Origin of the sequence: Legionella bononiensis, from assembly GCF_016786215.1 — a bacterium.
Lineage (GTDB): Bacteria > Pseudomonadota > Gammaproteobacteria > Legionellales > Legionellaceae > Legionella > Legionella bononiensis.
The window spans coordinates 18,671-44,284 of the sequence record NZ_JADOBG010000015.1; the positions used below are offsets into that span (position 1 = coordinate 18,671).

The following is a 25,614-nucleotide window of genomic DNA, read 5'->3' on the forward strand; positions in this document are numbered from 1 at the left end:
TATGAAGAAAACGACTGCAAAGAAAAACGCCGCAATAAGAGCGAGGTAAAATCCAAAATTTGTTATACATTTCATTTTGTGACCGGAACTTCCTGTAGCTAGAATCATCAAAATCAGTCCCATAAAAAAAGTAAATCCTAAAATGATAAGAAGGACATGATTTGAAAGAAGGGATGTCATTCTTCTTCCTTAAATATAACTATTCTCATTTAAGTATAGCTTTTTTAAACAAAGACAACGGGCCTTATTTTGACAACTTTTAAGAATGAGCTACACTAATAGTTAAATACTTATTTAACTGTTGAAATGATTATGCTAACCCAAGACCAAATTGTAACGCTTAGCGATATCTTGCATCTGATGGGTGAGGCCAACCGTTTAAGGCTTCTCATCGTATGTTTAGATGGCCCAAAATCGGTCTCGGATCTGGCTGAGCAACTACAACTATCAGTACCCTTAGCCAGTCATCACTTAAGTTTGTTGCGCTCAGCTCGCCTATTAATGGCCAATCGCGAAGGCAAACATATTTACTATAGCATTTATGACTCTCATGTTCGTTGCATTTTAGAGGATATGCTCAAACACTTTACTGAAGAAACGGAGAATTAGCATGAGTTTTTTAAAACGAATGCTTGGGACATTAGGCGGTCACCATGGCAGAAACAGAAATTCTCATCATGGTCAAACAAACCAACACGATAATTACTCAACCACCCCTTCCGCTTCAGGATTGAATTGTCCACGTTGTAAGATTTCTCTTATACCTGGGGCTCGCTTTTGCAGTCAATGTGGCAGCGGACTTGAGAATAGCTTATGCACTTGTGGTGCCACTGTTGCTGCTGGTGCGAAATTTTGCGGCCAATGCGGGAGTTCATTATGACAAAGCCTTTAACCGTAACCACTTTTTTTGTTGCGGGAATGGATTGCCCGACTGAAGAGCAATTAATCAGGCGGCAATTAGAAATGATTCCTGAAGTGGAACAGATGGATTTTAATTTCATTGCTGAAGAAGTGACCGTTCACCATCGTCTTCCTGCGATTGATGTATTGCAAAAACAAATCGAAGCATTAGGCATGAGCGTGCGCACTCAGGGCAGTACCTCTTCGGCAAAAGAAGAGAGTCGAGTTGATTCTTCATGGCCTTTTATTGCTTTGGCAGGTTTTTTAGCGCTTTTCTCTGAGCTAGCCGCTTATTTTTGGGCAACAGAGCAATCAATTTGGGTAATTCTTCCTGCGGTGCTGGCCATTATCTTAAGCGGGCCACCTACCCTTAAAAAGGGTTTGTTAGCGCTACGTACCAAAGCTATGAACATTAACAGTTTGATGTTGATTGCAATCACAGGGGCTATGATTATAGGTGCCTGGCCGGAGGCTGCCATGGTCACTGTCTTATTTGCGCTTGCTGAGCGCATCGAGCGTTATTCTCTGGATAAGGCACGTTTGGCCATCCGCAGTCTCATGCAAATTGCGCCTGAGGTAGCTCAGATTAAGATGGATAATGGTCAATGGCAGACTTTGCCTGTAGAAGAAGTTGCAGTCGGTGCCGTGTTTAAAGTAAAACCCGGTGAACGCGTCCCGCTTGATGGAGTACTAATATCGGGACAAAGTACTGTTAATCAGGCACCGATTACAGGCGAGTCCATGCCAGTTAGTAAGCAAGTAGGGGATATTGTATTTGCGGGGACTTTAAATGAGCACGGTGCTTTTGAAGTCAAAGTCAGTAAGGCTTCAGGCGATACATTGCTTGCTAAAATTGGTAAGGCCATTGAACAGGCGCAAAGTGAGCGAGCCCCCACACAACGCTTTGTTGATGAGTTTGCCAAATATTACACCCCTATTATGGTGTTAATAGCACTTTTAATTGCTGTAATTCCTCCATTGGTGTTAGGTTATCCTTTTTATGATTGGGTATATAAAGCGCTCACCTTGCTAGTGATAGCCTGCCCCTGTGCTTTAGTCATCTCAACGCCAGTGACGGTGGTCAGCGGATTAGCCTCAGCGGCACAACATGGTCTTCTTATTAAAGGAGGCAGCTATTTAGAAATAGGGCACCAGCTAAAATGTATTGCTTTGGATAAAACAGGTACCTTAACAGAAGGAAAACCTGTAGTGACTGATTTCATCACCTACGATAAAAAACAACCAGAAGAGTACTTATTATTACTTGCTGCAAGTCTTGATAGTCATTCAGAACATCCTGTTGCTCATGCTTTGATGGAATACTTCCGGCAAAAACAATCTAATAATTCATTGCTTGAAGTAGAGCAATTTTCAGCGCTTCCTGGGCGAGGGGTAAGGGGCATTATTGGTGAAGAACTACATTACGTTGGGAATCATCAATTGGCAGAGGATAATAAGGTATGCTCTCTTGCTGTAGAGCAGGAGCTCAAGCGTTTGGAAGAAGAAGGAAAAACGACGGTCATATTGAGTAATTCATCAGTAGTTTTGGCGATTTTTGCAGTAGCTGATACCCTTCGTGCGACAAGTCAATGGGCTATTGACACATTGCATCAACAAGGACTTAAAACAGCGATGTTAACTGGCGATAATGCGCTGACAGCTCAAGCTATTGCCAAGGAGGTGGGGATTGATGAAGTGCAAGCGAATGTCCTGCCTACAGAAAAATTACAAGCAATTAATCGTCTTTTAGCGCATTATAACACGGTAGGAATGGTGGGTGATGGAATCAACGACGCCCCTGCCTTGGCTAAGGCCACAATTAGTTTTGCGATGGGGAAAGGCACAGATACTGCTTTAGAAACTGCAGATGTGGCGTTAATGAATGATAATTTAGCTATGCTCCCATTATACATTACCTTAAGCCGAAAAACGGCGCGCATTCTTCGTCAAAATATTTCTTTATCCCTTGCGATAAAAGGGGTGTTTTTTATTCTGGCCTTAGGAGGACTTGCAACGCTTTGGATGGCAGTATTTGCGGATATGGGTGCGAGCTTAATTGTTGTTGCAAATGGGTTGCGTTTACTTAATTCACACAAAGGACATTCAAAATATCAAGAAATGAAGGCTTAATGAATGTCTTTGTGATGAATGACTGGGTTTCGAATGAACGAATATGTTACGATGTAGATAGAATAAAGCTGGATCGTGTTAAGGAGATAATAATGAATACTATTGGATTTAAAATGATTGTGTTGATTGGCTTATTGAGTTTTGGCTTGTCAGCTTGTACTCCCAAAACAACATCTACTCAAACTCACCCCGAAAGTGGCTATGATGGAGGATTTGGTGGTAATGGAGGACACAATCACCAACCCAAGAGTGACTAAATAGAAATGAACATGTTTACAGATGGATGGTTTTTAGGTTCTTTAGGCATCTCAATTATCGTATTGATTACCCTTAGCTTTTTATTTCGAAAAAAGAAGAAAACCATCCATTTGTACATTATTTTAATTACGTTTCTTATCATAACAGCGATTTTTCTCCATGGGGTTTGGTTTAAGATGATCTTTCCTTGATTTGAGGATACCTAAATTAAGAGAGCAGAACCCAAACTATTAGTGACTATACTGTTAATGATCTAACCAAACTAATCCCACATCCAATAATCTGGGCTTGCATTTCATTGGAACCAACACGAATACCAGCCCAATCCTCATTAAGAGCAATCAATTCAAATTCTCTTACTTCTTTGGAGGCTGATAATTGCTTATATTTGCGAACAATTATTTCCTGATCCACTTCAATCAAGGCCACTACAAAATCACCAGGCTTAGGGCTTGTATCAGGATCTATGATGATGACATCATTAATCCTAAACTCAGGTATCATGCTTTCGTCCTTAATCTGCAGCGCAAAAGCATTTTTGCCAATGCTATCACTGACAGCTGTACTAACAGGAATAAACTCAACTTTGGTATCAACATCCTCTTTGATTTTCTGGATGAAAGCAGCTGGATCAGTTGCTTGTTTGTAATCCAAGACAGGAATCAAGGCACCCATACCAAGGGATTTTGTCATCTTCCCTTCACGGCTATCAGTTAAGCACATCAAATAAGAAGCTGAAACTTCTAGTGCATCTGCCAACAATTTAATTTCTGTTGGGCCAGGGGTACGGTCCCCTCTTTCATAATTATTTATACGTGAAATTTTCAACTCACTGGTCAACTCAGCCAATGCTTTTCTCGTCAATCCTTTGGCCTTTCGTTCATTCATAATTCTTTGGCCGATTTTCTCTTTGATGTTCATACCCATTCCACGGTTTTAGGTTAATAAATTAGTCCATTTACATATTGACTATAGCTCAATATGTGTTATTTTGAGATCTAATAACTACTCATTTCGAGTAGTTAAGCTCGTTAAGAGCTATTTATTTGTCTTAAGTTCTCAAAATGTTATCACATGTTTCATTGAGCGCTAAGACTTTTAATTAAGGAATAACGGATTATTTATGTACTTTACAGTGAATGACAAGGAATTGGATGCGCTCTGTGGGCTTTCATATATCCAGCAAATCACCTACTTAAGAGGGATTCGGCCCTACATGGATCGCAATACTTTCATAGTAGGGATCAAGCGGCGTATTAGTTACCAATCACTGGCTGAAGTACTTTATATTGAACCCCATCAAGGCATTACAGAATCTGGAAGTCCTAGCCGTCAGCAAATTCGCCGAGCCGTTAAAGGGCTTGAACGCTCAGGTCTTATAGTTATTCAGTCTTTCGATAAACATCTTATTTTAAAATGTCTTTTAGCGGATATCAGTTATTGTGTCCAAAATAAACCCGGCACAAACCCGACACAGCAAGCCGACACAAAGTCGCATGCGAAACTCCCTATAAATACAGGGTATTCTGAGGGTATCGGAGCAAAAGCCGACACAGATGAAATCCTAAAAGCCGACACACCTCTAATAGAAGAAAATAATTATATTTATTTATTACAACGCTTCGACCATTTTTGGCGTATGTACCCCGAGAAAAAGTCTCGTGAACGTGCCTTTGAAATCTTTACACAAATCAATCCAGATGAAGCTTTGCTGCAATGCATATTGCAAGCACTTTATCAACAAATCATAGCGCGTGAAGCAAAAGAAGCACATGGAGAATGGGTTCCAGCATGGAAATTTCCAGCCAATTGGTTGTCTCAAAAATGTTGGGAAGATGAAGTCAAAGTCGAATTAACGCAGGAGAAAAGGAATGAGAAGTGCGGCACAAATACTAAGAGCGGAGCCATTGATCCATTCTGGAACCCAGAAACAGGAGACGCAGCAATCACCGATGAAGACGAATACCAGCAGTCAAACGTCATCAACCTGCAATGCTACCGACAGTAGAAAAAAGTGTATTGAAAACTTGTTTACTCGCTTTGCAGTTTACTACGGACATTTGTGGCGCAGTCAGTTCAAGAGTGATGGTTTTTTGGAGTTTGCCAAGAAGGAGTGGCTGGAGGGCTTAAGTCAATTCAGTGATGGGATTTTGAATCAGGTCATTATTGATTGCCGAGATCATTGCGAAATGCCTCCTACCCTGCCGCAAATGATTGGCTTTTGTCGTGATATTAAAAGACGAAATTCTTTTAATGTCGCACCAGAAAAATATCAACCAGCCAGCAAAGAAGTGGCTGAAGAGAATATCAGGCAGTGCAAGGCCTATTTATTTAAATAACAAAAGGAGACGCATTATGTTGGTTTTAACAAGAAAAGTTGGAGAATCAGTTGTTATCAGTGAGGAGGTTTACTGCACTGTAGTGGGTTATCGTGATGGTGAAGTTCGCCTTGCTTTCGATGCCCCTCAATCTATCCCTGTTCACCGTGATGAAATTCAAAGACGCATTTATCGAGAACGCCAAAAAGATCAATGGTTCAGCGACTCTCCTTCCAATAAGGAAAGCATTGTTGACCGTTTAATTAGCAAATTCAAACACGGCTTGAAGTCAGCTTAAAAACATCAAGGATTATTCGTATGAAAGCACAAGAAGAACAAGGGATAACGGTTAAAGACCGAGCCCGTGAAAAGCTAAGGCGTGATTTGGGTGGCATGATTGAACAGGCGCTAAGTGATCCTAAAACCGTTGAAATCATGCTCAATGCAGATGGCAAACTTTGGCAGGAACGGCTTGGTGAAACAATGCGTTGTATAGGTAGTATCAATGACGCTCGTGCTGAATCCATCATTAAAACTGTTGCAGGCTTTCATGGTAAGGAAGTAACCCGTTTTAATCCGATACTGGAAGGTGAGCTGCCACTGGATGGATCACGTTTTGCAGGGCAGCTGCCACCAGTGGTATCAAAACCAACCTTTGCGATTCGTAAAAAGGCCATTTCGGTTTTTACACTGTATGACTATGTAAAATCAGGAATTATGACAGAAGCACAATGTGCGGTGATTCAGAAGGCTGTTATTGCACATCGAAACATTCTCGTCATTGGCGGTACAGGTTCTGGTAAAACTACTTTAGTGAACGCCATTATCAATGAAATGGTTTGTAGCTCACCAGCCGAGCGTGTCTTCATCATTGAAGATACTGGTGAAATTCAATGTGCTGCTGAGAACTGCGTTCAATATCACACCACTCTTGATGTCAATATGACTCAGCTTTTAAAAACCACGCTTAGGATGAGGCCAGACCGAATCCTTGTTGGTGAAGTTAGAGGCAGTGAAGCGCTGGATTTACTTGATGCCTGGAATACGGGGCATGAGGGTGGTGCTGCTACTTTGCATGCCAATAACTGTCTTGCAGGACTTCATCGTTTGAAATCACTCATTACCCGTAACCCCTCTGCCCCGTCTGAAATTGAACCTTTGATTGGTGAGACGGTTCATTGTGTGGTGCATATCGCAAGAACCCCGCAAGGACGCAGAGTCGAAGAAATCATATCGGTTAAAGGGTATGAAAACGGTCATTACAACATTGAACAACTTATTTAAGGAGAATAGGTATGAACCAAGCAGTTAATATAAATTATCGAAGTCTATGGATGATGGGAGCGATTGTTTTATTGCTTCTGTTAATAACACACCCTGCATGTGCATCTAGCGCAGGCGGAGGATTACCTTTTGACTCGTATCTCACCAAAATACAAAAATCCATAACAGGCCCATTTGCATTTACCGCAGCAATTATTGGTTTGGTTGGCGCGGGAGCCACGCTGATTTTTGGTGGTGAAATGAATGGCTTTTTGCGAACCCTTCTCTTTATTGTACTGGTGCTTTCATTCTTGGTTGCAGCACAAAATACCATGACAGCAATTACAGGAAAAGGAGCCGAAATTGCTAAACCTTCAGTCTCAAAAAGTGCTATGGAGACACAACCATGAGTCTTCGTACTATTCCTATACGCAGATGTGGTAACCGCCCAAGTCTTTTTATGGGTGGTGACCGCGAGCTGGTTATGTTTTCAGGTTTACTTTCAGCAATCTTAGTATTCGCAGCACAAGATTGGCTTGCTGCTATTTTTGGCTTTGCCCTTTGGTTTTTATCTTTAAAGGGTTTAAGGCTCATGGCAAAAGCCGACCCTTATATGAGAGCTGTTTATCTAAGGCAAAGAGGCTATCAGGCATATTACCCAGCTCGTTCAACCCCTTTTCGTAATAATAAAGGGGGTTATTTATGATTGAGTTCATTACCTTTTTAATCAGTATTACGGGGCTATTGCTATTAGGTATTTTGTTTAGCGCAGCTCAAATTAAAAGTCGTAAACACCATGTCAAAAAACATCGAAGTCGTACAGCAGGATTGGTTGATTTACTGAATTATGCTGCAGTTGTCGATGATGGCGTGATTATCGGTAAAAATGGCTCGTTTATGGCAGCCTGGCTTTATCAAGGTGAAGACATTGCCAACACTACCGATGAAGCTCGTGAAATGATGGCTTTTCGAATCAATCAGGCAATGTCCTCTATGGGTAATGGCTGGATGATTCATGTAGATGCCATTAGACGTGCTGCTCCAAGTTACAGTGAGTGCAGTGCTTCATACTTTCCCGATCATGTGTCGAAGGCTGTTGACGAAGAAAGAAGACAATACTTTGAAAGTATTGGTGCTTTGTATGAAGGTTATTTTGTTATCACCCTAACCTGGTATCCACCTGTATTGGCCCAAAAGCGTTTTGTCGAATTGATGTTTGATGATTCAGGGGAGAAATTAAACCACAAAGAAAAAACCCATCAATTGATTGAAACATTCAAGCAATCATGCAGAAACTTTGAGTCTCGTATGAGTGCTGCACTTCACCTGGAAAGGCTGGGCTCAGAAATACTCATCAATGAAAACCATAAAGTTACTCAAGATAACTTTTTAAGATACATCCAATATTGTGTCACGGGAATTAACCATCCCGTTAATCTGCCTAAAAATCCAATTTATCTAGATGCACTCATAGGCGGTCAGGAATTAATACCTGGTATAACACCCAAAATTGGCCGAAAGTTCATTCAGTGTGTTGCTATTGAAGGATTCCCCATGGAATCTTACCCAGGTATTTTAACGCTGTTAACTCAATTACCTGTGGAGTATCGCTGGAATTCTCGCTTCATATTCATGGATCCTCATGAAGCTGTAGCTCATTTCACTAAGTTCCGTAAAAAGTGGAAACAAAAGGTCAGAGGTTTTTTTGACCAAATGTTTAATACCAGCTCCGGTATCGTTGATGAAGATGCACTCAGCATGGTTAATGACGCGCAGGCAGCTATTGCCGAAACCAATTCAGGAATGGTGGGGCAAGGCTACTATACATCTGTCGTTGTATTAATGGATGAGGATAGAGCGAACGTTGAGAAAGCTGCTCTATTTATCGAAAAGAATATCAACGCTTTAGGCTTTAGCGCACGAACAGAAACCATTAATGCCATGGATGCCTTCATGGGCAGCCTACCCGGCCATGGTGTTGAAAACATCAGACGACCTCTAATGAATACCATGAATCTGGCGGATTTATTGCCAACATCTAGCATTTGGACTGGTGAAAATAAAGCGCCTTGCCCACTGTTTCCCCCTCAATCACCGCCTTTGCTGCACTGTGTCACTAGCGGTAATGCACCATTTCGTTTGAATCTTCATGTCAGAGACTTAGGCCATGGCATTATGTTTGGTCCAACGCGCTCTGGTAAATCAACCCATCTTGGTTTATTGGCCTTGTCCTGGCGTCGATATAAAGATGCGCGTATTTATTCTTTTGACAAAGGCATGTCTATGTATCCAACCTGTAAAGCAACAGGTGGGGAGCATTTCACTATCGCAGGTAAAGACTCACGCCTTGCCTTTGCGCCATTGCAGTTTTTAGAAACTAAAGCTGATCGGGCTTGGGCTATGGAGTGGATTGATACGATTCTAGCTTTGAATGGTTTGAATACCACACCAGCTCAGCGCAATGAAATCGGCCATGCCATTCTAAGCATGCACCAAAGTGGCTCTAAAACCTTATCTGAATTTGTCATGACGATTCAGGATGAACCCATTAGAGAAACGTTAAAGCAGTACACCATAGATGGGTTAATGGGGCATTTATTGGATGCAGAAAGTGATGGGCTTGGTTTGTCTTCCTTTATGACTTTTGAAATCGAGCATTTAATGGGTCTAGGTGAGAAATTTGCATTGCCGGTATTGCTCTATCTCTTTAGGCGTATTGAAACCTCGTTAGATGGTCGCCCCACCCTAATCTTGCTTGATGAAGCATGGTTGATGCTGGCGCATCCAGTGTTTAAAAATAAGATTGCTGAATGGCTTGACTCCATGGCCAAGAAAAACTGTGTGGTGTTTATGGCAACCCAACATTTATCTCATGCAGCCAACTCTGGAATCTTAGATATTATTGTTGAATCAACCGCCACCAAAATCTTTTTACCCAATCTGTATGCAAGAGATCCTGAGACCCGACTCATTTATGAGCGCATGGGCTTAAATCCACGCCAGATAGACATCATAGCATCGGCTCAACCCAAGCGTGATTACTACTACGTCAGTGAAAAAGGCCAAAGACTTTATCAATTGGCGTTAGGACCTTATGCCTTGGCATTTGTTGGTGCAACAGATCCCGATTCGATTGCGCGTATGAAGCAATTAGAGTCGAAGTATGAAGATGAGTGGGTCTCTCAATGGCTTTCAGAAAAAGGTATTCATTTGGCTCAGTACGGAGAAGCAGCATGAAAAAAAGTATAACGAATAACCCCTACCTCAACGCCAGACGCGCCTGGAATGTCCACACTGCAGGCCTTATGAAATCAGTACAAGTTTGGCAATTGGTGGGCTTAGGTAGCCTGTTAATCGCATTGGCGGCAGTTGGTGGACTCATCGCGATAGGTAGCCAGTCCAAGTTTATCCCTTTGGTGTTTCAACAAGATGCCAATGGCAATACCTTGTCAGTTACCCGTGCTAATAAGGTTGGTGACGCAAGCATTGATGATTATCGGGCTGCAGCTGCTCATTTTATTGAAAACGTTCGCATGGTAAGTCTTGATGCGGAACTGCAAAAGAAAGCAGTTTTTCAGGTGTATTCCTATTTAAATGCCAATGATGCAGCTTTGACTAAGATTCAAGAGTTCTATAGCGATAAACAGCAATCAAATCCTTTTGAAAGAGCTGCCTTTGAGATTGTGAGCATAGACATACGTTCAGTGCTTCAAGAATCCGATGAGACCTGGCAAGTCGACTGGATTGAAACGGTGAGAAATCGTGATGGATCGCTTAAAGAAAAGCCTCGCATGATGAAAGCGATGATTACGATGTATCAGGAGAATGAAATCAATGATGCCACCAGTGAGTCCATTTTGAAAAATCCCCACCTGATTTATGTGCGTGATTTTAACTGGTCCTACGAATTAAAGCATGGAGAACAGCAATGAAAAGATTAATGCAGCTATTTTGTTTATTAACACCGCTCACAAGTTTTGCATTGGATAACACTATTCTGGCCGAACATTATTTTTCGGAAACTGTACCCAAGCTATCGAGTCAGGAAAAACAAGGTTTAGATATTGCAGAGCGTACACAAAAAGGAGAAAAAACAAGTAAACCCTTTGCGTCCTCTGATGGTTCAGTCAGTTTTATTTATGGCTCAGGGCAAATCAGGGTAGTTTGTGCGCCTTTACAGGTATGTGATATTGCCCTCCAACCAGGTGAGCAATTTAACGACATGAACGTCGGTGACCCACGCTTTGTCGTTGAAACATCCATCACAGGATCTGGGGCTATGCAACAAATCCATCTGCTCATAAAACCCAAAGATGTAGGGCTTGATTCTTCTCTGGTAGTCACCACAGACAGAAGAACGTATCACTTTAGATTAAAGTCAGATAGAAACGAATTTATGCCTTACATTTCATTTACCTATCCTGATGAGGCAAAAGCCAAATGGCAGTTACTACAACGCATCCAGGCTGAAAGACGAAAAGTAGATACCTTACCAGAAACCAATGAGTATCTAGGCGATCTTAACTTCAATTATCGAATTCAAGGCAATGCCCGATTTAAGCCAGTTAGAGTTTATAACAATGGCGTCAAAACGATTATTGAGATGCCAAGAACCATGGCTCAAAGTGAAGCGCCCGCGCTGCTAGTTTTAAGAAGTCGAGGGCTATTTAAAAAATCAGAGTCCGTCATGGTCAATTATCGCCTTCAGGGTTGTCGTTACATCGTGGATGGTGTTTTTGATAAAGCCGTATTGGTTATCGGCAGCGGTTCCTCTCAAGAAAAAATTACGATTACAAGGTGCTGAAGATGAAAGAATTAAGTGTTTTACTGCTCGCTGTCTTGTTATCAAGCTGTGCCAGCATGCGTTATGGCAATTTCACTCACATGTCTCAGGGTAAAGATAGTTATTTGGCTGTAGATGCAACCAATCAATTAACTCGAGTATATCCACCAGCTCAAAATACATTTTGTATTGGTCAAAGAGTAACAGATGGCTTTGGCTTAAGTCTTATTCAAAACTTGAGAAAAAGAGGTTATGGCATCAATGAAAATCAATGCCCTAAGAATAAGGCTAATTTTTTCTATGTGTTAGATGAACTTAAACCTCAAAGCTATCGAGTAAGCCTTTTTGTAGGAATGCAAACATTGAGCCGTCTGTATGCAAAAAGCCGCGAAAATATCATCCCTATCAGCGCATGGACACATAAGGAATAAGAACTATGAATAAAAATAATGATTATTTGTCACCAGACAATTCACCGCAAAAGCTTCAAACCACAGGTGTAAAACGTGTAAATAATGTCCCACTAATGATTGCAATTGGTATTTTAACTCTTTTTGTGGTGCTCATCGCATTGGTTGCCAATAAACGGGCTAATGCGCAAAACCAGCCACAAGAAATAGCAAAGGTTAAGAACCCTAAGAAAAATACCATGAGCCTTGCCAATGATGTGGTAGGAAATCATAAAACAGCAGTGATTCCGCCCCAGAGTGACACGATAGCTAATAATGAAGCAGGTCCTTTGCCCATTACTGAACAACTTCCTCATCAAGAAGATACTCTGACACAAGAGGTATCTGAAGCTGAAATCGAGCGTATTCGTCAGGAAAAAACTCAAGAATTTGAAGAGGCTGTCAAAGCTAAGTCATCCGTAATGGTAGATAACCCACGATTGAATAATCGCGACACTACTAAAACTTCCATGAATAGCAATGAGATGACATTAAACATCGACCCTTCATCAGCATTTAAAGAGCAGCTCGCATTATTACAAGGAAGACAGGCCAAACCTATGCCACAAACATTAGGTGGTGAGGAAAATGAAATGCGCTGGCATTTAAATTCAACGCTGCAAAATCCGAACAGTCGATACGAACTAAGAGCTGGCAGCGTGATTCCAGGGGTAATGATTAGTGGTATTTCTTCAGAATTACCAGGTCAAATTATCGCTCAAGTATCACAAAACGTATATGACACCGCTACCGGAAAATATCTTTTGATACCCCAAGGCACCAAGATATTGGGGCTTTATTCCAGTGATGTCCCTTTTGGTCAGTCTTCCGTATTAGTGGCTTGGCAACGCCTAGTGTTTCCAGACAGTAAAGCTTTGGATATTGGGTCTATGCCGGGTGCTGATAGTGCTGGATATGGTGGTTTTCGCGATCAGGTAGATAATCATTATGCGCGAATTTATGGTTCAGCGCTTTTAATGTCAGGCATTATTGCGGGTATTACTTATAGCCAAAATACCAACCAGTCTAACCAATTCGGTTACGCCCAACCCACAGCTGGCAGTGTGATGAGTCAGGCTTTAGGGCAACAGTTGGGCGAGGTTACTTCGCAACTGGTTTCAAAAAACCTGAATGTGTCTCCTACTATCAATGTCCGTCCAGGTTATCGTTTCAATATCATCGTAGTGAAAGATTTAACGTTTAAGCAGCCTTATAGGCAATTTGCTTATCAATGAAGGAGAGCATTATGAAATTTAAATCCATAATTATTTATTGCTTTGTTTTGCCAGCATTCGCGGGTGGTGCGCCTGTATTTGACATTGCGAACTGGATTCAAAATGGAAAAATGATTGCAACTCAGCTTAGCGAATATAAAACGCAAGTCGATCAATACAAGAATCAGATGGATCAATATCAAAACATGTTAGACAACACCAAATCACTGACTTCCTTTGAATGGGATAATGCCAACTCGGTTATTAATAATTTGCTTGAGTCGACTGATACCATTGATTACTACAAGCAGGAAGCTGGCAGCCTCCAAGGATATTTGGACCGATTCCAAAGTCAGGAATACTACCAAAAGACACCGTGTTTTAATGGCACGGGTCAATGTTCTGCTGAAGAGCTTAGAAAAATCAAACAAAGCAGATTAGCGGCTTCAGTTGCTGAAAAACGCTCAAATGATGCCATGCTCAAAGGAATTGACAAACAACAACAGAGCTTAAAAAATGATTCTGCAAAGCTACGTACTTTGCAATCTCAAGCACAAAGTGCTGCCGGCCAAAAACAGGCTCTTCAAGCTGCTTCTCAATTAGCAAGTAATCAATCCCATCAATTGCTTCAAATCAGAGGTGTGTTATTGGCGCAACAAAATGCCCAGGCAGTCAAAGATGCAGCGAATGCCAATAAGGAAGCGATACAGACTGCAGGAGATGAGCATTTCAGATCAGGGGCATACCATAAAAGCTCAGGGAAAAAATGGTAATCCATCATAAAAAGGAGAGGAAATGAAAGTTATATGTTTATCAATTTTGGTTCTTACTTGTGTTCTGTCAGGTTGCGACAGCGCTGAAACCGCGGCTCAAAAAAAGGCTGAACATTTGGCTTCTCTAACATGCAACAGCTCAAGAGAGGGTCGAACTAAAGAAGAACTCCAAGCTATTGGTGATGCGTGTTTCCGTGGTGGTAGCTATTCCAAAAGCTCTGGCAAGAAGTGGTGATGGTATGAATAAAAAAATAACTCCTTATTTTATTCTTTTTTGCTTACTTGGGTTTTCTGCTTGCTGCCATGCTCAGGGGCATGGCATGGATAGCCGTGATTTACTGGATAATATTTTACAGCGATTTGCCAGCACATCTGCGCTATGGAGTAAAACCATGTTGAGTTACGCCAGATATTTGTTTTGGTCTTTGGCCTCAATCAGTATGGTGTGGACTTACGGCTTGATGGCATTGCGTAAAGCAGACATTCAAGAATTCTTAGCTGAAACAGTACGTTTTTTTGTGGTTATCGGTTTTTTCTATTGGATTTTAGACAATGGACCTGCAATTGCAAAAGCGATAATAGATTCCATGCGGCAACTTGCAGCCAAGGCTTCTGGAATTAATGAACATGTCTCTCCTTCTGATATTGTGGATGTTGGGTTTGATATTGTTTCAAAAGCCATAGACAGCTCATCCATCTGGTCTCCTGCAGCAACTACCGTTGGATTGCTCGTTGCCGGGGTCATTCTAATTATATTGGCTTTAGTCAGTATCAATATGCTCATTATCTTAATCACCGCATGGATTTTAACTTATGGTGGTATTGTTTTATTAGGGTTTGGCGGTGGCCGTTGGACTCAGGACATTGCAATTAACTACTACAAAACTGTGTTGGGGATTGCATTACAAGCTTTTGCCATGATTTTAATTATTGGTATTGGTAAATCCTTTGTAGATCAATATTACGCTGCAATGTCTGAAAACATCATGCTTAAAGAAATGTTTGTCATGCTGGTAGTTGCCGTACTGTTACTGGTTCTTATTGATAAAATTCCACCTGCTTTAGCAGGCATTGTATCAGGAGGTGGTTCTGGTGGTGGCGGTGGGCTCGGTCTGGGTGGTGCTATGGGAGCTGCTGGAATAGCTGGGGCTGCCATGGCGGGGGCTGCAGGTAGTGTACTTGCCCAAAGCGGTGGTGGATTATCCGCACTCAATGCGGCATTTAAAGCAGCCAGCCAATCAACCAACTCTGGCGATACAAGTTCTCTGTCAGGGATGGATAAAGGCTCTAAAACCGGTGGTTTAGCCGAAGCCATGGGAACAGCTGCCAAATTTGCAGGTTCTTTTGGTTCCCATTTAGCATCAGGTACTATGGATGTGGCTCGTGAAAAAGCAAACTCGGTTAAAGAGGCCATTGCTGAAAAAATTGCTGACACAACAGGTGGAAAAATTGCTGAGGCAATTCAGAACAAGGTAGATTCATCTGCTTCTGAATCGCAAGAATCCAACGCACAAAATATTTTGTCTATGGGTACTCCTGGAGGTAGCTTTAGTTCAGGTACTGATACATCAGATGAGCTCAGTCAGTTTGTGAACCAAAGGGCATCGGGAGAGAGCCAATGAGCCAAAACAAACTGAATAAAGCCATAGGCCCTCAAGTCAGAGAAAAAAATCATGGCAAGGCAAATAAAACGCATACCTGGTTAGTGATTTGTTCTTTTTTAATCAGTATGCAAATTGGCACGCAGTTTTTCGCGCATCAATTTCACTATGCTGATGTCTTAGGGACTTCATTCGTTCATATTTATATGCCTTGGCAGATTTTTATTTGGGCTATTAAATATCAATACTATTACCCAGATTCTTTTAATGCCGCCTTTGGTCTGATTGTCATGATTAGCTGTCTCTTTTTAATGATGATCGTGCTGGCTTCCAAATACTTTAAAAAGAACAATGTGAGTGATTACCTCCATGGTTCAGCCAGATGGGCTAATTGGGAGGACTTAAACAGTGCAAGCCTCATTGGACATGATGAAGGAGTTTATGTTGGGGCGTTTGAGGATGACAAAGGGGATATTCATTATCTTCGTCATAATGGGCCTGAGCATATCCTAACTTATGCGCCCACACGTTCTGGGAAAGGTGTTGGCCTTGTGATTCCAACCCTTTTATCGTGGAAACATTCCTGCGTAATCACTGATTTAAAAGGTGAGCTTTGGGCAATGACCGCTGGATGGAGGCAGAAACATGCGACCAACAAAGTCATTCGCTTTGAGCCTGCAACGTTAAAAGGAAGTGCACGCTGGAACCCACTAAATGAAATCAGAGTCGGTACTGAATCAGAGGTCGGCGACGTACAAAATTTGGCAACACTTGTAGTTGATCCCGATGGTAAAGGATTGGAAACGCATTGGCAAAAAACCTCTCAAGCCCTTTTGGTTGGTTTTATTCTGCATGCGATTTATAAACTGAACAACCAGGGAGAACCAGCCACATTTCCCAACATTGACCGTATGCTCGTTGATCCCAATATTAATATTGCCGACCTGCTCATTGAAATGACGCAATACCCACATATTGAGGGCAAAACCCATCCTGTTATTTCAGCCTCTGCGCGTGACATGATAGACCGCCCCGAAGAAGAAGCAGGATCTGTATTATCTACTTTAAAATCTTATTTGGCGTTATACCGCGATCCAGTGGTAGCACATAACGTCTCGTCTTCCGATTTTTGTATTCGAGATTTGATGAACCATGAAAATCCCGTGAGTCTTTATATTGTTACCCAACCTAATGACAAGGCCAGGCTTCAACCTCTGGTTAGAGTCATGATTAATATGATAGTGAAACTATTGGCTGACAAAATGGAATTTGAGCGTGTATCCGATGACAAAGGATTATCTTATGTGAGTGCTAAAAAAACGTATAAACATCGACTGCTTTGCATGATTGATGAATTTCCAAGCCTTGGAAAACTCGATATTCTACAAGAGTCATTAGCCTTTGTTGCAGGTTATGGTTTAAAATTTTACTTAATTTGTCAGGACATTAATCAGCTTAAAAGCCGTGAACGGGGCTATGGCCCTGATGAGACCATTACTTCTAATTGCCACATCCAAAATGCTTATCCACCCAACCGAGTTGAAACGGCAGAACATCTTTCCAAGCTGACAGGTCAAACGACGATTGTTAAAGAACACATCACCACCAGCGGTAAACGTTTCTCTACGTTCTTAAATCAAATATCAAAAACCATTCAGGAAATATCGAGACCACTTTTAACCGTTGATGAGTGTCTGCGTATGCTTGGGCCTAAAAAGGATTCAAATGGTTTAATTGTTGAAGCAGGCGACATGGTTATTTATGCAGCGGGCTTTCCTGCAATTTATGGTAAACAGCCGCTTTATTTTAAAGATCCAGTCTTCATGGCTAGAGCCTCTGTAGAGGCACCTATTCACTCAGATATTTTACGTGTTCGTTTAAGTGAAGACGAGGTGATCCGGTTATGAAAAAAATGTCCGTCGTCATCGCTATTGTTTTGATAAGTACTATAGCTGCAGGCTCATTATTCCATTCTATGGGCTTTAGGATAAATCTTACTGAATCCATTCCTGTAGGCTTATATCGCATCACCGGTGCAGAGCCGCTAAAAAATGCTTATGTGATTTTTTGCCCAGATGATAGGCAAACTTTCAAATTAGCCAAGAACAGAGGCTATATAGACCAAGGTCTTTATTGTAATGGATATGGCTATTTAATGAAAAAAGTAGTGGCTGTATCTGGCGATATCCTCTCTGTGACAAATGAAGGGGTTTTTGTGAATCAAGTAATAATCCCCTATTCAAAACCAAAATTACAGGATGGGATAAATCGCGCGTTACCTCAATGGCAGGTAATGAATTATCAACTTAAAGTAAATGAAATCATGACGATGACCAGTCAAAGCGAATGGTCATTCGATGGTCGATATTATGGTCTTGTTCACACAAGACAAATCAAGGGAATGATCACACCCATATGGGTAATTAATAAACGGGAGAAAACCACATGAGTCATGAAACCGAGTTAATGGATGTGATTTCAGAAAAGTTCGAGGATTTAGTAATCCCTGGCTTTCTTGTCGAAGTCAGTCCGATAGAGGCAGATATCATGGGCGCATTTTTTGAAGATGCACTCAATGAAGAAGATGCGATGGAGGCTATTTATGACTAAAATGCCTTATCATCAGGTCGTCGCCAACCAAATTATTGAAAGCTTGAAAGCAGGAACGGCACCCTGGCTAAAACCATGGGAACCAGGCACAGGTAATGGTCAAGTTCCTTATAATCCAATAACAGGTAAACGTTATCGCGGGATTAATGCATTGTATTTAATGCTGAATCAAAGTGATGACAATCGCTGGTTAACTTACAAACAAGCACAAAGCATCGATGCGCAAGTGCGCAAGGGAGAAAAAGGCACGACGATTCAGTATTGGAAATTTCATGAAGAACAAATCAAACAAGATGCTGCGGGTAAACCTGTGCTTGATGAGCAAGGTAATCCATTAAAAGTGCAGGTGAATCTTGAACGACCCAAGGTGTTTTATGCAACAGTATTTCATGCATCACAAATTGATAATATGCCCAAACTCATTACAAAAGAGCCGGACTGGTCCTTAATTGAAAGAGCAGAAAAACTACTGCTTAACTCTGGCGCCACCATTACTCATTCTGAAGCGGACAGAGCATTTTACAGATTATCGACTGATAGCATTCATCTTCCACCAAAAGAGCAATTTAAATCTGCAGCAAACTATTATGCCACTGCCCTGCATGAGCTTGGACATTGGAGCGGTCATCCTTCAAGACTGGATAGAGATTTAGGTCATCCCTTTGGTTCAGATGCCTACGCCAAAGAAGAATTGAGAGCAGAAATTGCAAGTATGCTCTTAGGTGCAGAGCTTGGTATAGGCCATGACCCTTCTCAGCACACGGCATATATCAAATCGTGGATTCAAGTTCTGGAAGATGAACCTTTAGAAATATTCAGAGCATCTGCAGATGCAGAAAAAATCGTTAGTCACCTGTGTGCTTTTGAGCAAACCCAAGACATTCAACTAGCAGAACTTATTGAAATCAAGGATGAGAAACTTAAAGAGGTAGCATTTATGACGTCTGAAAACATCACTTCTGAAAAGGTCTGGTTAAGCATCTCCTTCAAACAAAAAGAGAGTGCTAAATCCACAATAGGAAAACTCTCTGATGGAACACCAGGTATTGCCTGGGATAAAGTCCAAAAATGTTGGTATGCAAATCCTGGTGTTCCTATTGAGAAAATCAAAGCCTGGCTTCCTGAAAATCAAGAAATGTCTCAGGATAAAGCGCTTATACCTGCCGATGAATTTAAAGCAGCATTGATAAACCTTGGTGCTATTGTTTCAGGTGGGCATCCAATTATGGATGGTAAACCTCATCGCATAGCTACAGAGGGTGATAAAAATGGTGAAAAGGCAGGATTTTATGTAGCCCATTTAGATGGTATTCCGGCTGGATATATTAAAAATAATCGAACTGGTGCTGAGCTTAATTGGAAATGTAAGGGTTACATTTTGACTGATGAACACAAGACAACGCTTAAGACTGAAGCGCTTGAGCATCAACAGACTCGCCAACGTGAGCTTGAAACTAAACAAAAAAATACTGCATTAAGACTCAAGGAAAAATTATCAATAATGGCAGAGATTGTGGAACCCACACCTTATATGCAGGCTAAGGGTATTGAAGTTCATTCTGGCGTATATACCGATGAAGAAAGAAAAATAACCTGTATTCCAGCAACAGATTGCGAAGGAACACTTTGGACTGTTCAATACATTGCCGAAGATGGAACCAAACGCTTTGCAAAAGATTCCAAAAAGGAGGGTTGTTTCCACGTGCTAGGTGGTTTGGAAAAGCTTGCTGATACACCTGTAATTATAATTGCCGAAGGTTATGCTACTGCTGCAACGATAAAAGAAGCATGTGAGCTGCCTGCTGTCGTTTCTGCCTTTGATTCAGGGAACCTAAAAGCAGTAGCTAAAGCATTGCATGAAAAGTATCCACATACTCCAGTTATCCTGGCCGCGGATGATGACAAGCATCTGGAGTTATCGAAGGGTATCAACCCCGGTAAAGAAAAAGCTGGCGAAGCTGCTGATGCTGTCAATGGTTTTATTGTGCTACCAACCTTCGCGTCAAATGAGCAGTCATCAAACCCTAAAAAATTCAGTGATTTTAATGACTTGGCAAATCATAGCAAATTGGGTTTCGAAGGGGTTATACGTCAGATCAAACCAAAGGTTGAAAAAATTGCTAAACGTTATAATCGTATGCGATTGTCAAAGAACAATGTAATTCATATTTCCTAGATTCGACATAATGGGTAAAAGTTCAAGCCATCAGGTTTGAACCTTTACCTGTTTTATTACAATGAGCCATTACTAACTGTTATTTCTCCGTCTTCACAAAATGAATAATTACTCAGAAACTCTTCCAGATATTCAATGTTTAATACCAGTATTGAAATTGAGTCAAATTCTCTTTCATTTTTGGGAGCAATATATAAATTATTTTTAGTTGGTATTTTATGTAAAGCCCATTTATATTGGCTAACTTGTGGGGCTGAGGAATTATTGTAATCAATAACCCATAACTTAGCATTTGTAATAATAATGGGGATGATGATGGGAAAGTCTCTTGATTTATTTTTATCTACATCTGTTACTGATATAGCCTTTATAGCCGACAAAATTTGATTCTGAGCCTTAAAGAAATTATTTTCAAAGTCATTCTTAGCTGCTTTTTTTAGTTGATTACCTGTTTTATTAAAAAAATCACCAGTAAACGTAAAAAAATACTGATTTTCATCTGGTTTGAATTGAGCAATTCGATAGTTAGAATCCTTAATAGCATGTCGCCTTGTATTATACATTTTGGGGTCAATGCCATTATCTTCTTTAATCAAAATCAGATATGATGAGTTTGTGGCCCCTTTACACTCAATTAGCCATTCCCTACCTTGATATTGCGCTGCTTTAATATCGACCTCTACAAATTCATCCTCATTCTTTATTAACTGATTCATTAAAACAGAAAAACTCTTTTCTTCCAGTATCTTTTTTGCTCGGAATTCTAAATTAAAACCATAGCTATTAGCCGCATCCAAAATTAATTTATCATCGTCCATAGTTTTCCCTAAGTTACTTAAAACCCTGGTTATTCCTAATATCAGTGTGGTTTTTCTTAATTACCCCATCTAATAACTATAGGATAGATGGAAAATTAACCCCAATTTATTTATTTTTGCGGCTTTTACTTTTGTCATTTATTCCAAAAATTTTCCATCGCACATGGTTATCAGATTTGAATCCTTTCCGCTCCAGGTGATCATGTGCATTATCCGGCAATAGCACTTGACCTCCTCCGGTGAGCTGAACCAGATCGCATTTGGACAAGTTTCGCAAGCTGTGGTGATCTTTGGCTGGCGAGCCTTGTCTAATGCTGAAAGAGTTGGGCTTTGTGCTGCCCCTTCTATTTCCAGTGGCTGTTCCAGCAGCCTCATGGTCTCCTGAAGTTCTTCCTCGATGGCTTTGTCGGTTTGCTCTTGATTGATCATGGGGTTTCTCCTGTTCAAAATTTAGTTTTTGACGTTGATTTTCCAAATCCAAATCAGCAAAAGTGATTGGCATTTGATACTGAATAACAATCTGCAAGATAATCTTTTTAAATAATGGAGACCCATTCACACAAATACAGTCACCATAGCGCTGTCTTGCCATTTCCAAGGCTCTTTTAAGCGCAGGAATAGAGCCGCCTTTAGAAATGATAATTTCTTTTCCATTGTCCCTAATAACACTGTTATCTTTTTTATAAATCTCAGTACCCTCTTTAGTAACAGAGTCGATTTGTCTAAAGTTTAAAGAGGAAGAAAAAGAAGAGCCTGATCCTGATATGGTGTAATCATGCTTATTTTTACGATTACGATACCTCATTGCCATTAAAGCATCCTGATCGCCACCTTGTGCTTTTTGTTTCAGCCAATCAGCCCAGGTTGGGTTTTTATGAGAATCTAATAACTGGCTACGTTCTTTTGCATAATTTTTTCTTATGTTATCAATCTCATTAAGCAGCGTTTTGTTTATATGCTGATAGAGATATTTTTTCTGTGCTTTAGAAAGGTTCATTAACTTCAAAGCAGCTCGTTTAATTCGTCCTCGCTTTTTCGCCTTTTCAATAAGTTTTATTCTGGCCTCACGTAACTTTTTAAGTTTGTCTGAAACAAAACATTTAGTGTGTGATTTTTCATGCTGATACTTAGCATAGAGATTGGTGCCAAGTACCTTTTTATTTAATGGTTCATAATGATAAACATTTGATGTAGATCCATCGTCTTCTGGGTAAGATGGTGCGAATGAACCTAGCTTGGATTCGAGATTTTTTTTAGAAAATGTTCTGGAAATTGAACTTGCTTTAACAGTAAGCCCTCGGACATTGCAAAACACAAAACCATTGGCTTTAATACGAATCATCAACCCATGTTCTGCCAAAATAGTATGAATATCCTTCCAACTACTGGCAGCATCGATTTTTTCTTTACAATAGCGTTTCATCCAATTAATTAAGCTTTCAATACCTGAGTGATGCTCCATATCGTCAGCAAGATTTTCTGAATGGTTTTTACGGGTTTGATGATTGGTTATTTGAAGACCTAATTCAATCTCTAGCTTGGATGCGACCTCAGCAAAAGTCTTATATGCCCTGTAAGGTTCAATCATATTAAAGGTTTGAGGATGAATTTTATTAATCGCAACATGAATGTGAAGATTGTCTGTATCATGATGAACAACTGATATTCTTTGGTGCTCTTTAAATCCAATCGATGAAGCCACCGTATCTTCGATTTCCTGTAAAACTTGAGCTGGAGGGTTTTCTCCTGGAGCAAACGAAATAAGCATATGGTAAGTTTTATCGCCTGTTGCTCTTTGATTTTTAGCTTGTGTTGCCAATACTTCCTGAACAGCCCAAATGGGATCGAGACTATTACAGTTTGATAATCTGATCTTACCCACTCGCTCCTGTTTGTTTTGTTGATTACATAGATATTGAACAAGACCTGAAAAACTACTAAGCCTGGTTTTCTTCATAGGAATATGGCGAATAATCATAGTTTTTTCACCACTTCAAACATCGCATCCTGAGTAGTTTGAATACGAGCTAACAATGTTTTTATTGTTTGGAGGTCAAAGTGTGCAACACGTTTATCCTGAGTCAACCATAGTTTTAACAGTCCACCAAGCCGTCCTAGGTCTCCATTAATTTTGGCTAGTTGCAGTACATAATCCTTATCAACACTACTTTGAATTTGATAACCGAGACTAATCCTTCTTAAATACTCGGCAATTGAAAGCCCAGCTGTGGCTGCATTTGATTTAATCTGAATTTCTTCGGAAGGCAAAACAGGAACGCGAAGATGACGACCATTTTTTCTAGTGGGTGTTTTAAGCTTATCGTCCATAAGGATGCCGACCTCTTAATAAAGTGGTTATGACAATCCTTTAGGTATTAATTTGATCTCAAAACACTGGTTTTTCGTTGAGCACCGAAGGTGCGAATAAGACTTGTGAGGTTTGGTAGCCAGCTTGCTGGTTAGCTAACTTCACCTATCTTGCCCTGCGTTTTAAGTTCATCTAATAGCATACTATCAGGTAATTTTATGTAATTTCAAGGCTATTTGTTTTTAAACCAAATTAATTTCTAATAATTACCAATAATTACGATAAATTACATATTTATGCGTTTTATAGAAGGTTTAATTACGCCAAAAGGAAATAAAATAACTCAACTGATTGCACAGCAACAAAATAGTTTGTACCATCAGAAAGAGAACAATAATAAGTTGATGGTATGACATGGGAAACTCCCTCAGCGAACGAATCGCAGCAAAGCAAATGTTAAGAAAAGCCTCTGCTAAATCTGTAAATAAAGCCGCATTTCTTGCATTAAAAAATGATATCGCTTCAGCGCTAGCTGACGGCTGGTCTATAAAGCTTGTCTGGGAAACCTTAGTTGAAGAAGGCAAAATTTCATTTTCATATAAAACTTTTTGTGGCTATGTAGCACGTTTGATTGCTGCAGAAAAAAAGCCATCTATGCAGGAAAACACCAAGGATGATGAAAAGGCTAAAAGTAAGGCAAAAACCGAAATTCGCGGCTTTACTTTTAATCCCAAACCCAACTTGGAGGAACTCTTGTAATGGCAAAAATACATATCACACTGCAGGGAAAAGGCGGTGTCGGCAAATCATTTATTTCAGCAACTACAGCACAATACAAACAACACAAAGGCCACACTCCGCTGTGTATTGACACCGACCCCATCAATTCGACCTTTCATGGCTTTAAGGCTCTAAACGTCGATCATATTCAAGTTATGAGTGGTGATGAAATTAACCCCCGTCTTTTTGATACCCTCATTGAAAAAATTGCCTCCACAACTAATGATGTAGTCATTGACAACGGTGCCAGTTCTTTTGTACCGCTATCTCACTACCTCATCAGCAATCAAGTTCCGGCTTTGTTAAAGGAATTAGGCCATGAAATGGTGATTCATACTGTCATAACCGGAGGCCAGGCCTTATTTGATACCATTAATGGCTTCGCACAGCTGATTGACCAGTTTGCAAATGAAGCTCAGTTTGTAGTCTGGCTCAATCCCTATTGGGGAGCTATTGAACATGAAGGCAAAGCATTTGAACAACTGAAAGCCTATCGAGATAACAAGGATAGAATATCAGCCTTAATTCAAATCCCCGATCTGAAAAAAGAAACCTATGGCAGAGATCTAACCGAGATGCTTCAACAGAAACTGACCTTCGATGAAGTTTTGGGTACGCCAGAGAAAAGCATTATGACCCGCCAACGCTTAAAAATCGTTCGCGATCAACTATTTGGACAACTGGATAGCGCCAGGGTGATCTAATGTCAGAAAAACTGGATAAAATCATTCAAGACATCACAGTCAAACATGGTGTACTTTTGGGTAAAGACGATCCAATCCTCATACTTCAGACTATGAATGCACAACTGATTGAGGATAATCGGAAAACCCAACAGGATTTGCTGGTACAGTTCCGAGAGGAAATAGAAGGCATTTCCTCACAATGGAAAGATGATACCAAAGAAAAAGCTGAAAAGGTTCTCAATGCAGCATTAGCTAGTAGTAAAGAAGCTATAACCAGATTGCTGCACGAATCTACTAAAGAATCGGTTCAAGTTATGAAGAAACTGATCTCGGATTCATTGATTGAGGCCCACTCCTTCACACAAAAGACACAGAAATTCAGTCGATTTGCATTGGTATCTTCAGCCACATTGTTTGCTGCCTCTTGTGTGGTTCTCTTGCTATTTTGTAAATAGATTTCATCGCAAAAGAATTCATAAATCTATCTCTTGCCCCAGATTGGGGCTTCTTATTTTTATCAACTAAACTTAATAACATGAATATTTAA

29 protein-coding genes are annotated in these 25,614 nt (G+C 40.6%); 25 read left to right on the forward strand and 4 right to left on the reverse strand.

The window, feature by feature from the left end; genetic code table 11:
• Window positions 1-312 precede the first annotated feature (312 nt).
• The 4 genes from IZU94_RS10050 (at window position 313) to IZU94_RS10065 (ending at window position 3,287) form a co-directional block, all read left to right on the forward strand.
• Window positions 313-609, forward strand: a complete 297-nt coding sequence (locus tag IZU94_RS10050; RefSeq protein ID WP_203110312.1) for an ArsR/SmtB family transcription factor — start codon at window positions 313-315, stop codon at window positions 607-609.
• 1 nt (window position 610) lies between these two features.
• Complete coding sequence (locus IZU94_RS10055; protein ID WP_203110314.1) at window positions 611-880, forward strand: zinc ribbon domain-containing protein; 270 nt, start codon at window positions 611-613, stop codon at window positions 878-880.
• On the forward strand, window positions 877-3,030 hold the full coding sequence (locus tag IZU94_RS10060; RefSeq protein WP_203110315.1) for a heavy metal translocating P-type ATPase: 2,154 nt from the start codon (window positions 877-879) through the stop codon (window positions 3,028-3,030). Before IZU94_RS10055 ends, IZU94_RS10060 begins: the two co-directional genes overlap by 4 nt.
• A gap of 92 nt (window positions 3,031-3,122) precedes the next feature.
• Window positions 3,123-3,287 (forward strand): hypothetical protein, encoded by a 165-nt coding sequence (locus IZU94_RS10065; RefSeq protein ID WP_203110316.1) that lies wholly within the window; start codon window positions 3,123-3,125, stop codon window positions 3,285-3,287.
• Between the two features lie 238 nt (window positions 3,288-3,525).
• Here IZU94_RS10065 and IZU94_RS10070 read toward each other — a convergent pair whose 3' ends face one another.
• Entirely contained in the window at window positions 3,526-4,209 is a 684-nt protein-coding gene (locus tag IZU94_RS10070) for a helix-turn-helix domain-containing protein (protein ID WP_203110317.1), read from the reverse strand.
• 202 nt (window positions 4,210-4,411) lie between these two features.
• Here IZU94_RS10070 and IZU94_RS10075 point away from each other — a divergent pair, with 202 nt between their 5' ends.
• From IZU94_RS10075 to IZU94_RS10160, 18 genes are read left to right on the forward strand one after another with little or no spacing between them, the layout of a single operon-like run.
• The gene (locus IZU94_RS10075; protein ID WP_203110318.1) at window positions 4,412-5,296 is read left to right on the forward strand and encodes an LvrA C-terminal domain-related protein; all 885 of its coding nucleotides are present in this window, start codon (window positions 4,412-4,414) and stop codon (window positions 5,294-5,296) included.
• Between the two features lie 19 nt (window positions 5,297-5,315).
• A complete protein-coding gene (locus IZU94_RS10080; RefSeq protein WP_203110486.1) occupies window positions 5,316-5,627 on the forward strand; it encodes a Vir protein in 312 nt (103 codons plus the stop codon).
• Between the two features lie 16 nt (window positions 5,628-5,643).
• Window positions 5,644-5,904, forward strand: coding sequence for a carbon storage regulator CsrA (gene csrA, locus IZU94_RS10085; RefSeq protein ID WP_018576443.1), 261 nt, complete (start codon window positions 5,644-5,646; stop codon window positions 5,902-5,904).
• Between the two features lie 20 nt (window positions 5,905-5,924).
• Window positions 5,925-6,890 (forward strand): P-type conjugative transfer ATPase TrbB, encoded by a 966-nt coding sequence (gene trbB / locus IZU94_RS10090; RefSeq protein ID WP_203110319.1) that lies wholly within the window; start codon window positions 5,925-5,927, stop codon window positions 6,888-6,890.
• Between the two features lie 11 nt (window positions 6,891-6,901).
• Window positions 6,902-7,279 carry a TrbC/VirB2 family protein gene (locus tag IZU94_RS10095; protein WP_018576441.1) on the forward strand — a complete coding sequence of 126 codons (378 nt, stop codon included), beginning with the start codon at window positions 6,902-6,904 and terminating at the stop codon, window positions 7,277-7,279.
• Entirely contained in the window at window positions 7,276-7,575 is a 300-nt protein-coding gene (locus tag IZU94_RS10100) for a conjugal transfer protein TrbD (protein ID WP_038839093.1), read from the forward strand. Before IZU94_RS10095 ends, IZU94_RS10100 begins: the two co-directional genes overlap by 4 nt.
• Window positions 7,572-10,106: a VirB4 family type IV secretion/conjugal transfer ATPase gene (locus tag IZU94_RS10105; RefSeq protein WP_203110321.1), complete on the forward strand. Its 2,535-nt coding sequence runs from the start codon at window positions 7,572-7,574 to the stop codon at window positions 10,104-10,106. The genes IZU94_RS10100 and IZU94_RS10105 overlap by 4 nt, the downstream gene beginning before the upstream one ends.
• Window positions 10,103-10,801, forward strand: coding sequence for a conjugal transfer protein TrbF (locus IZU94_RS10110; protein WP_203110323.1), 699 nt, complete (start codon window positions 10,103-10,105; stop codon window positions 10,799-10,801). Before IZU94_RS10105 ends, IZU94_RS10110 begins: the two co-directional genes overlap by 4 nt.
• A complete protein-coding gene (gene trbG, locus IZU94_RS10115) occupies window positions 10,798-11,673 on the forward strand; it encodes a P-type conjugative transfer protein TrbG (RefSeq protein ID WP_203110324.1) in 876 nt (291 codons plus the stop codon). Before IZU94_RS10110 ends, trbG begins: the two co-directional genes overlap by 4 nt.
• A gap of 2 nt (window positions 11,674-11,675) precedes the next feature.
• Window positions 11,676-12,083 (forward strand): conjugal transfer lipoprotein TrbH, encoded by a 408-nt coding sequence (locus tag IZU94_RS10120; protein WP_203110325.1) that lies wholly within the window; start codon window positions 11,676-11,678, stop codon window positions 12,081-12,083.
• Between the two features lie 5 nt (window positions 12,084-12,088).
• Window positions 12,089-13,336 carry a TrbI/VirB10 family protein gene (locus IZU94_RS10125; RefSeq protein WP_203110326.1) on the forward strand — a complete coding sequence of 416 codons (1,248 nt, stop codon included), beginning with the start codon at window positions 12,089-12,091 and terminating at the stop codon, window positions 13,334-13,336.
• Window positions 13,337-13,347: 11 nt separating this feature from the next.
• Window positions 13,348-14,088, forward strand: a complete 741-nt coding sequence (trbJ, locus tag IZU94_RS10130; RefSeq protein WP_203110327.1) for a P-type conjugative transfer protein TrbJ — start codon at window positions 13,348-13,350, stop codon at window positions 14,086-14,088.
• Window positions 14,089-14,110: 22 nt separating this feature from the next.
• Window positions 14,111-14,323, forward strand: coding sequence for a hypothetical protein (locus tag IZU94_RS10135; RefSeq protein WP_203110329.1), 213 nt, complete (start codon window positions 14,111-14,113; stop codon window positions 14,321-14,323).
• Between the two features lie 4 nt (window positions 14,324-14,327).
• Window positions 14,328-15,710, forward strand: coding sequence for a P-type conjugative transfer protein TrbL (trbL, locus tag IZU94_RS10140; RefSeq protein WP_203110331.1), 1,383 nt, complete (start codon window positions 14,328-14,330; stop codon window positions 15,708-15,710).
• Window positions 15,707-17,596 (forward strand): type IV secretory system conjugative DNA transfer family protein, encoded by a 1,890-nt coding sequence (locus IZU94_RS10145; protein WP_203110333.1) that lies wholly within the window; start codon window positions 15,707-15,709, stop codon window positions 17,594-17,596. Before trbL ends, IZU94_RS10145 begins: the two co-directional genes overlap by 4 nt.
• Window positions 17,593-18,138 (forward strand): conjugative transfer signal peptidase TraF, encoded by a 546-nt coding sequence (gene traF, locus IZU94_RS10150; protein WP_203110334.1) that lies wholly within the window; start codon window positions 17,593-17,595, stop codon window positions 18,136-18,138. The genes IZU94_RS10145 and traF overlap by 4 nt, the downstream gene beginning before the upstream one ends.
• On the forward strand, window positions 18,135-18,299 hold the full coding sequence (locus IZU94_RS10155) for a hypothetical protein (RefSeq protein WP_019349995.1): 165 nt from the start codon (window positions 18,135-18,137) through the stop codon (window positions 18,297-18,299). The genes traF and IZU94_RS10155 overlap by 4 nt, the downstream gene beginning before the upstream one ends.
• The gene (locus IZU94_RS10160; protein WP_203110336.1) at window positions 18,292-20,475 is read left to right on the forward strand and encodes a zincin-like metallopeptidase domain-containing protein; all 2,184 of its coding nucleotides are present in this window, start codon (window positions 18,292-18,294) and stop codon (window positions 20,473-20,475) included. The genes IZU94_RS10155 and IZU94_RS10160 overlap by 8 nt, the downstream gene beginning before the upstream one ends.
• 56 nt (window positions 20,476-20,531) lie before the next feature.
• Here the strand turns inward: IZU94_RS10160 and IZU94_RS10165 are convergent, their stop codons facing one another.
• From IZU94_RS10165 to traJ, 3 genes are all read right to left on the reverse strand, one after another.
• Window positions 20,532-21,293 (reverse strand): hypothetical protein, encoded by a 762-nt coding sequence (locus IZU94_RS10165; protein WP_203110338.1) that lies wholly within the window; start codon window positions 21,291-21,293, stop codon window positions 20,532-20,534.
• A 106-nt stretch (window positions 21,294-21,399) separates the two neighbouring features.
• A complete protein-coding gene (gene traI / locus IZU94_RS10170; protein WP_203110340.1) occupies window positions 21,400-23,271 on the reverse strand; it encodes a TraI/MobA(P) family conjugative relaxase in 1,872 nt (623 codons plus the stop codon).
• Entirely contained in the window at window positions 23,268-23,621 is a 354-nt protein-coding gene (gene traJ / locus IZU94_RS10175; RefSeq protein ID WP_203110342.1) for a conjugal transfer transcriptional regulator TraJ, read from the reverse strand. The genes traI and traJ overlap by 4 nt, the downstream gene beginning before the upstream one ends.
• A 394-nt stretch (window positions 23,622-24,015) precedes the next feature.
• Here traJ and IZU94_RS10180 point away from each other — a divergent pair, with 394 nt between their 5' ends.
• The 3 genes from IZU94_RS10180 to traM are packed head-to-tail and all read left to right on the forward strand — an operon-like array spanning window position 24,016 to window position 25,522.
• A complete protein-coding gene (locus IZU94_RS10180) occupies window positions 24,016-24,360 on the forward strand; it encodes a TraK family protein (protein WP_028378772.1) in 345 nt (114 codons plus the stop codon).
• Window positions 24,360-25,085 carry a PRK13886 family protein gene (locus tag IZU94_RS10185; protein ID WP_058450392.1) on the forward strand — a complete coding sequence of 242 codons (726 nt, stop codon included), beginning with the start codon at window positions 24,360-24,362 and terminating at the stop codon, window positions 25,083-25,085. The genes IZU94_RS10180 and IZU94_RS10185 overlap by 1 nt, the downstream gene beginning before the upstream one ends.
• Window positions 25,085-25,522, forward strand: a complete 438-nt coding sequence (gene traM, locus IZU94_RS10190) for a conjugal transfer transcriptional regulator TraM (RefSeq protein ID WP_203110344.1) — start codon at window positions 25,085-25,087, stop codon at window positions 25,520-25,522. The genes IZU94_RS10185 and traM overlap by 1 nt, the downstream gene beginning before the upstream one ends.
• The last annotated feature ends 92 nt before the right edge of the window (window positions 25,523-25,614 follow it).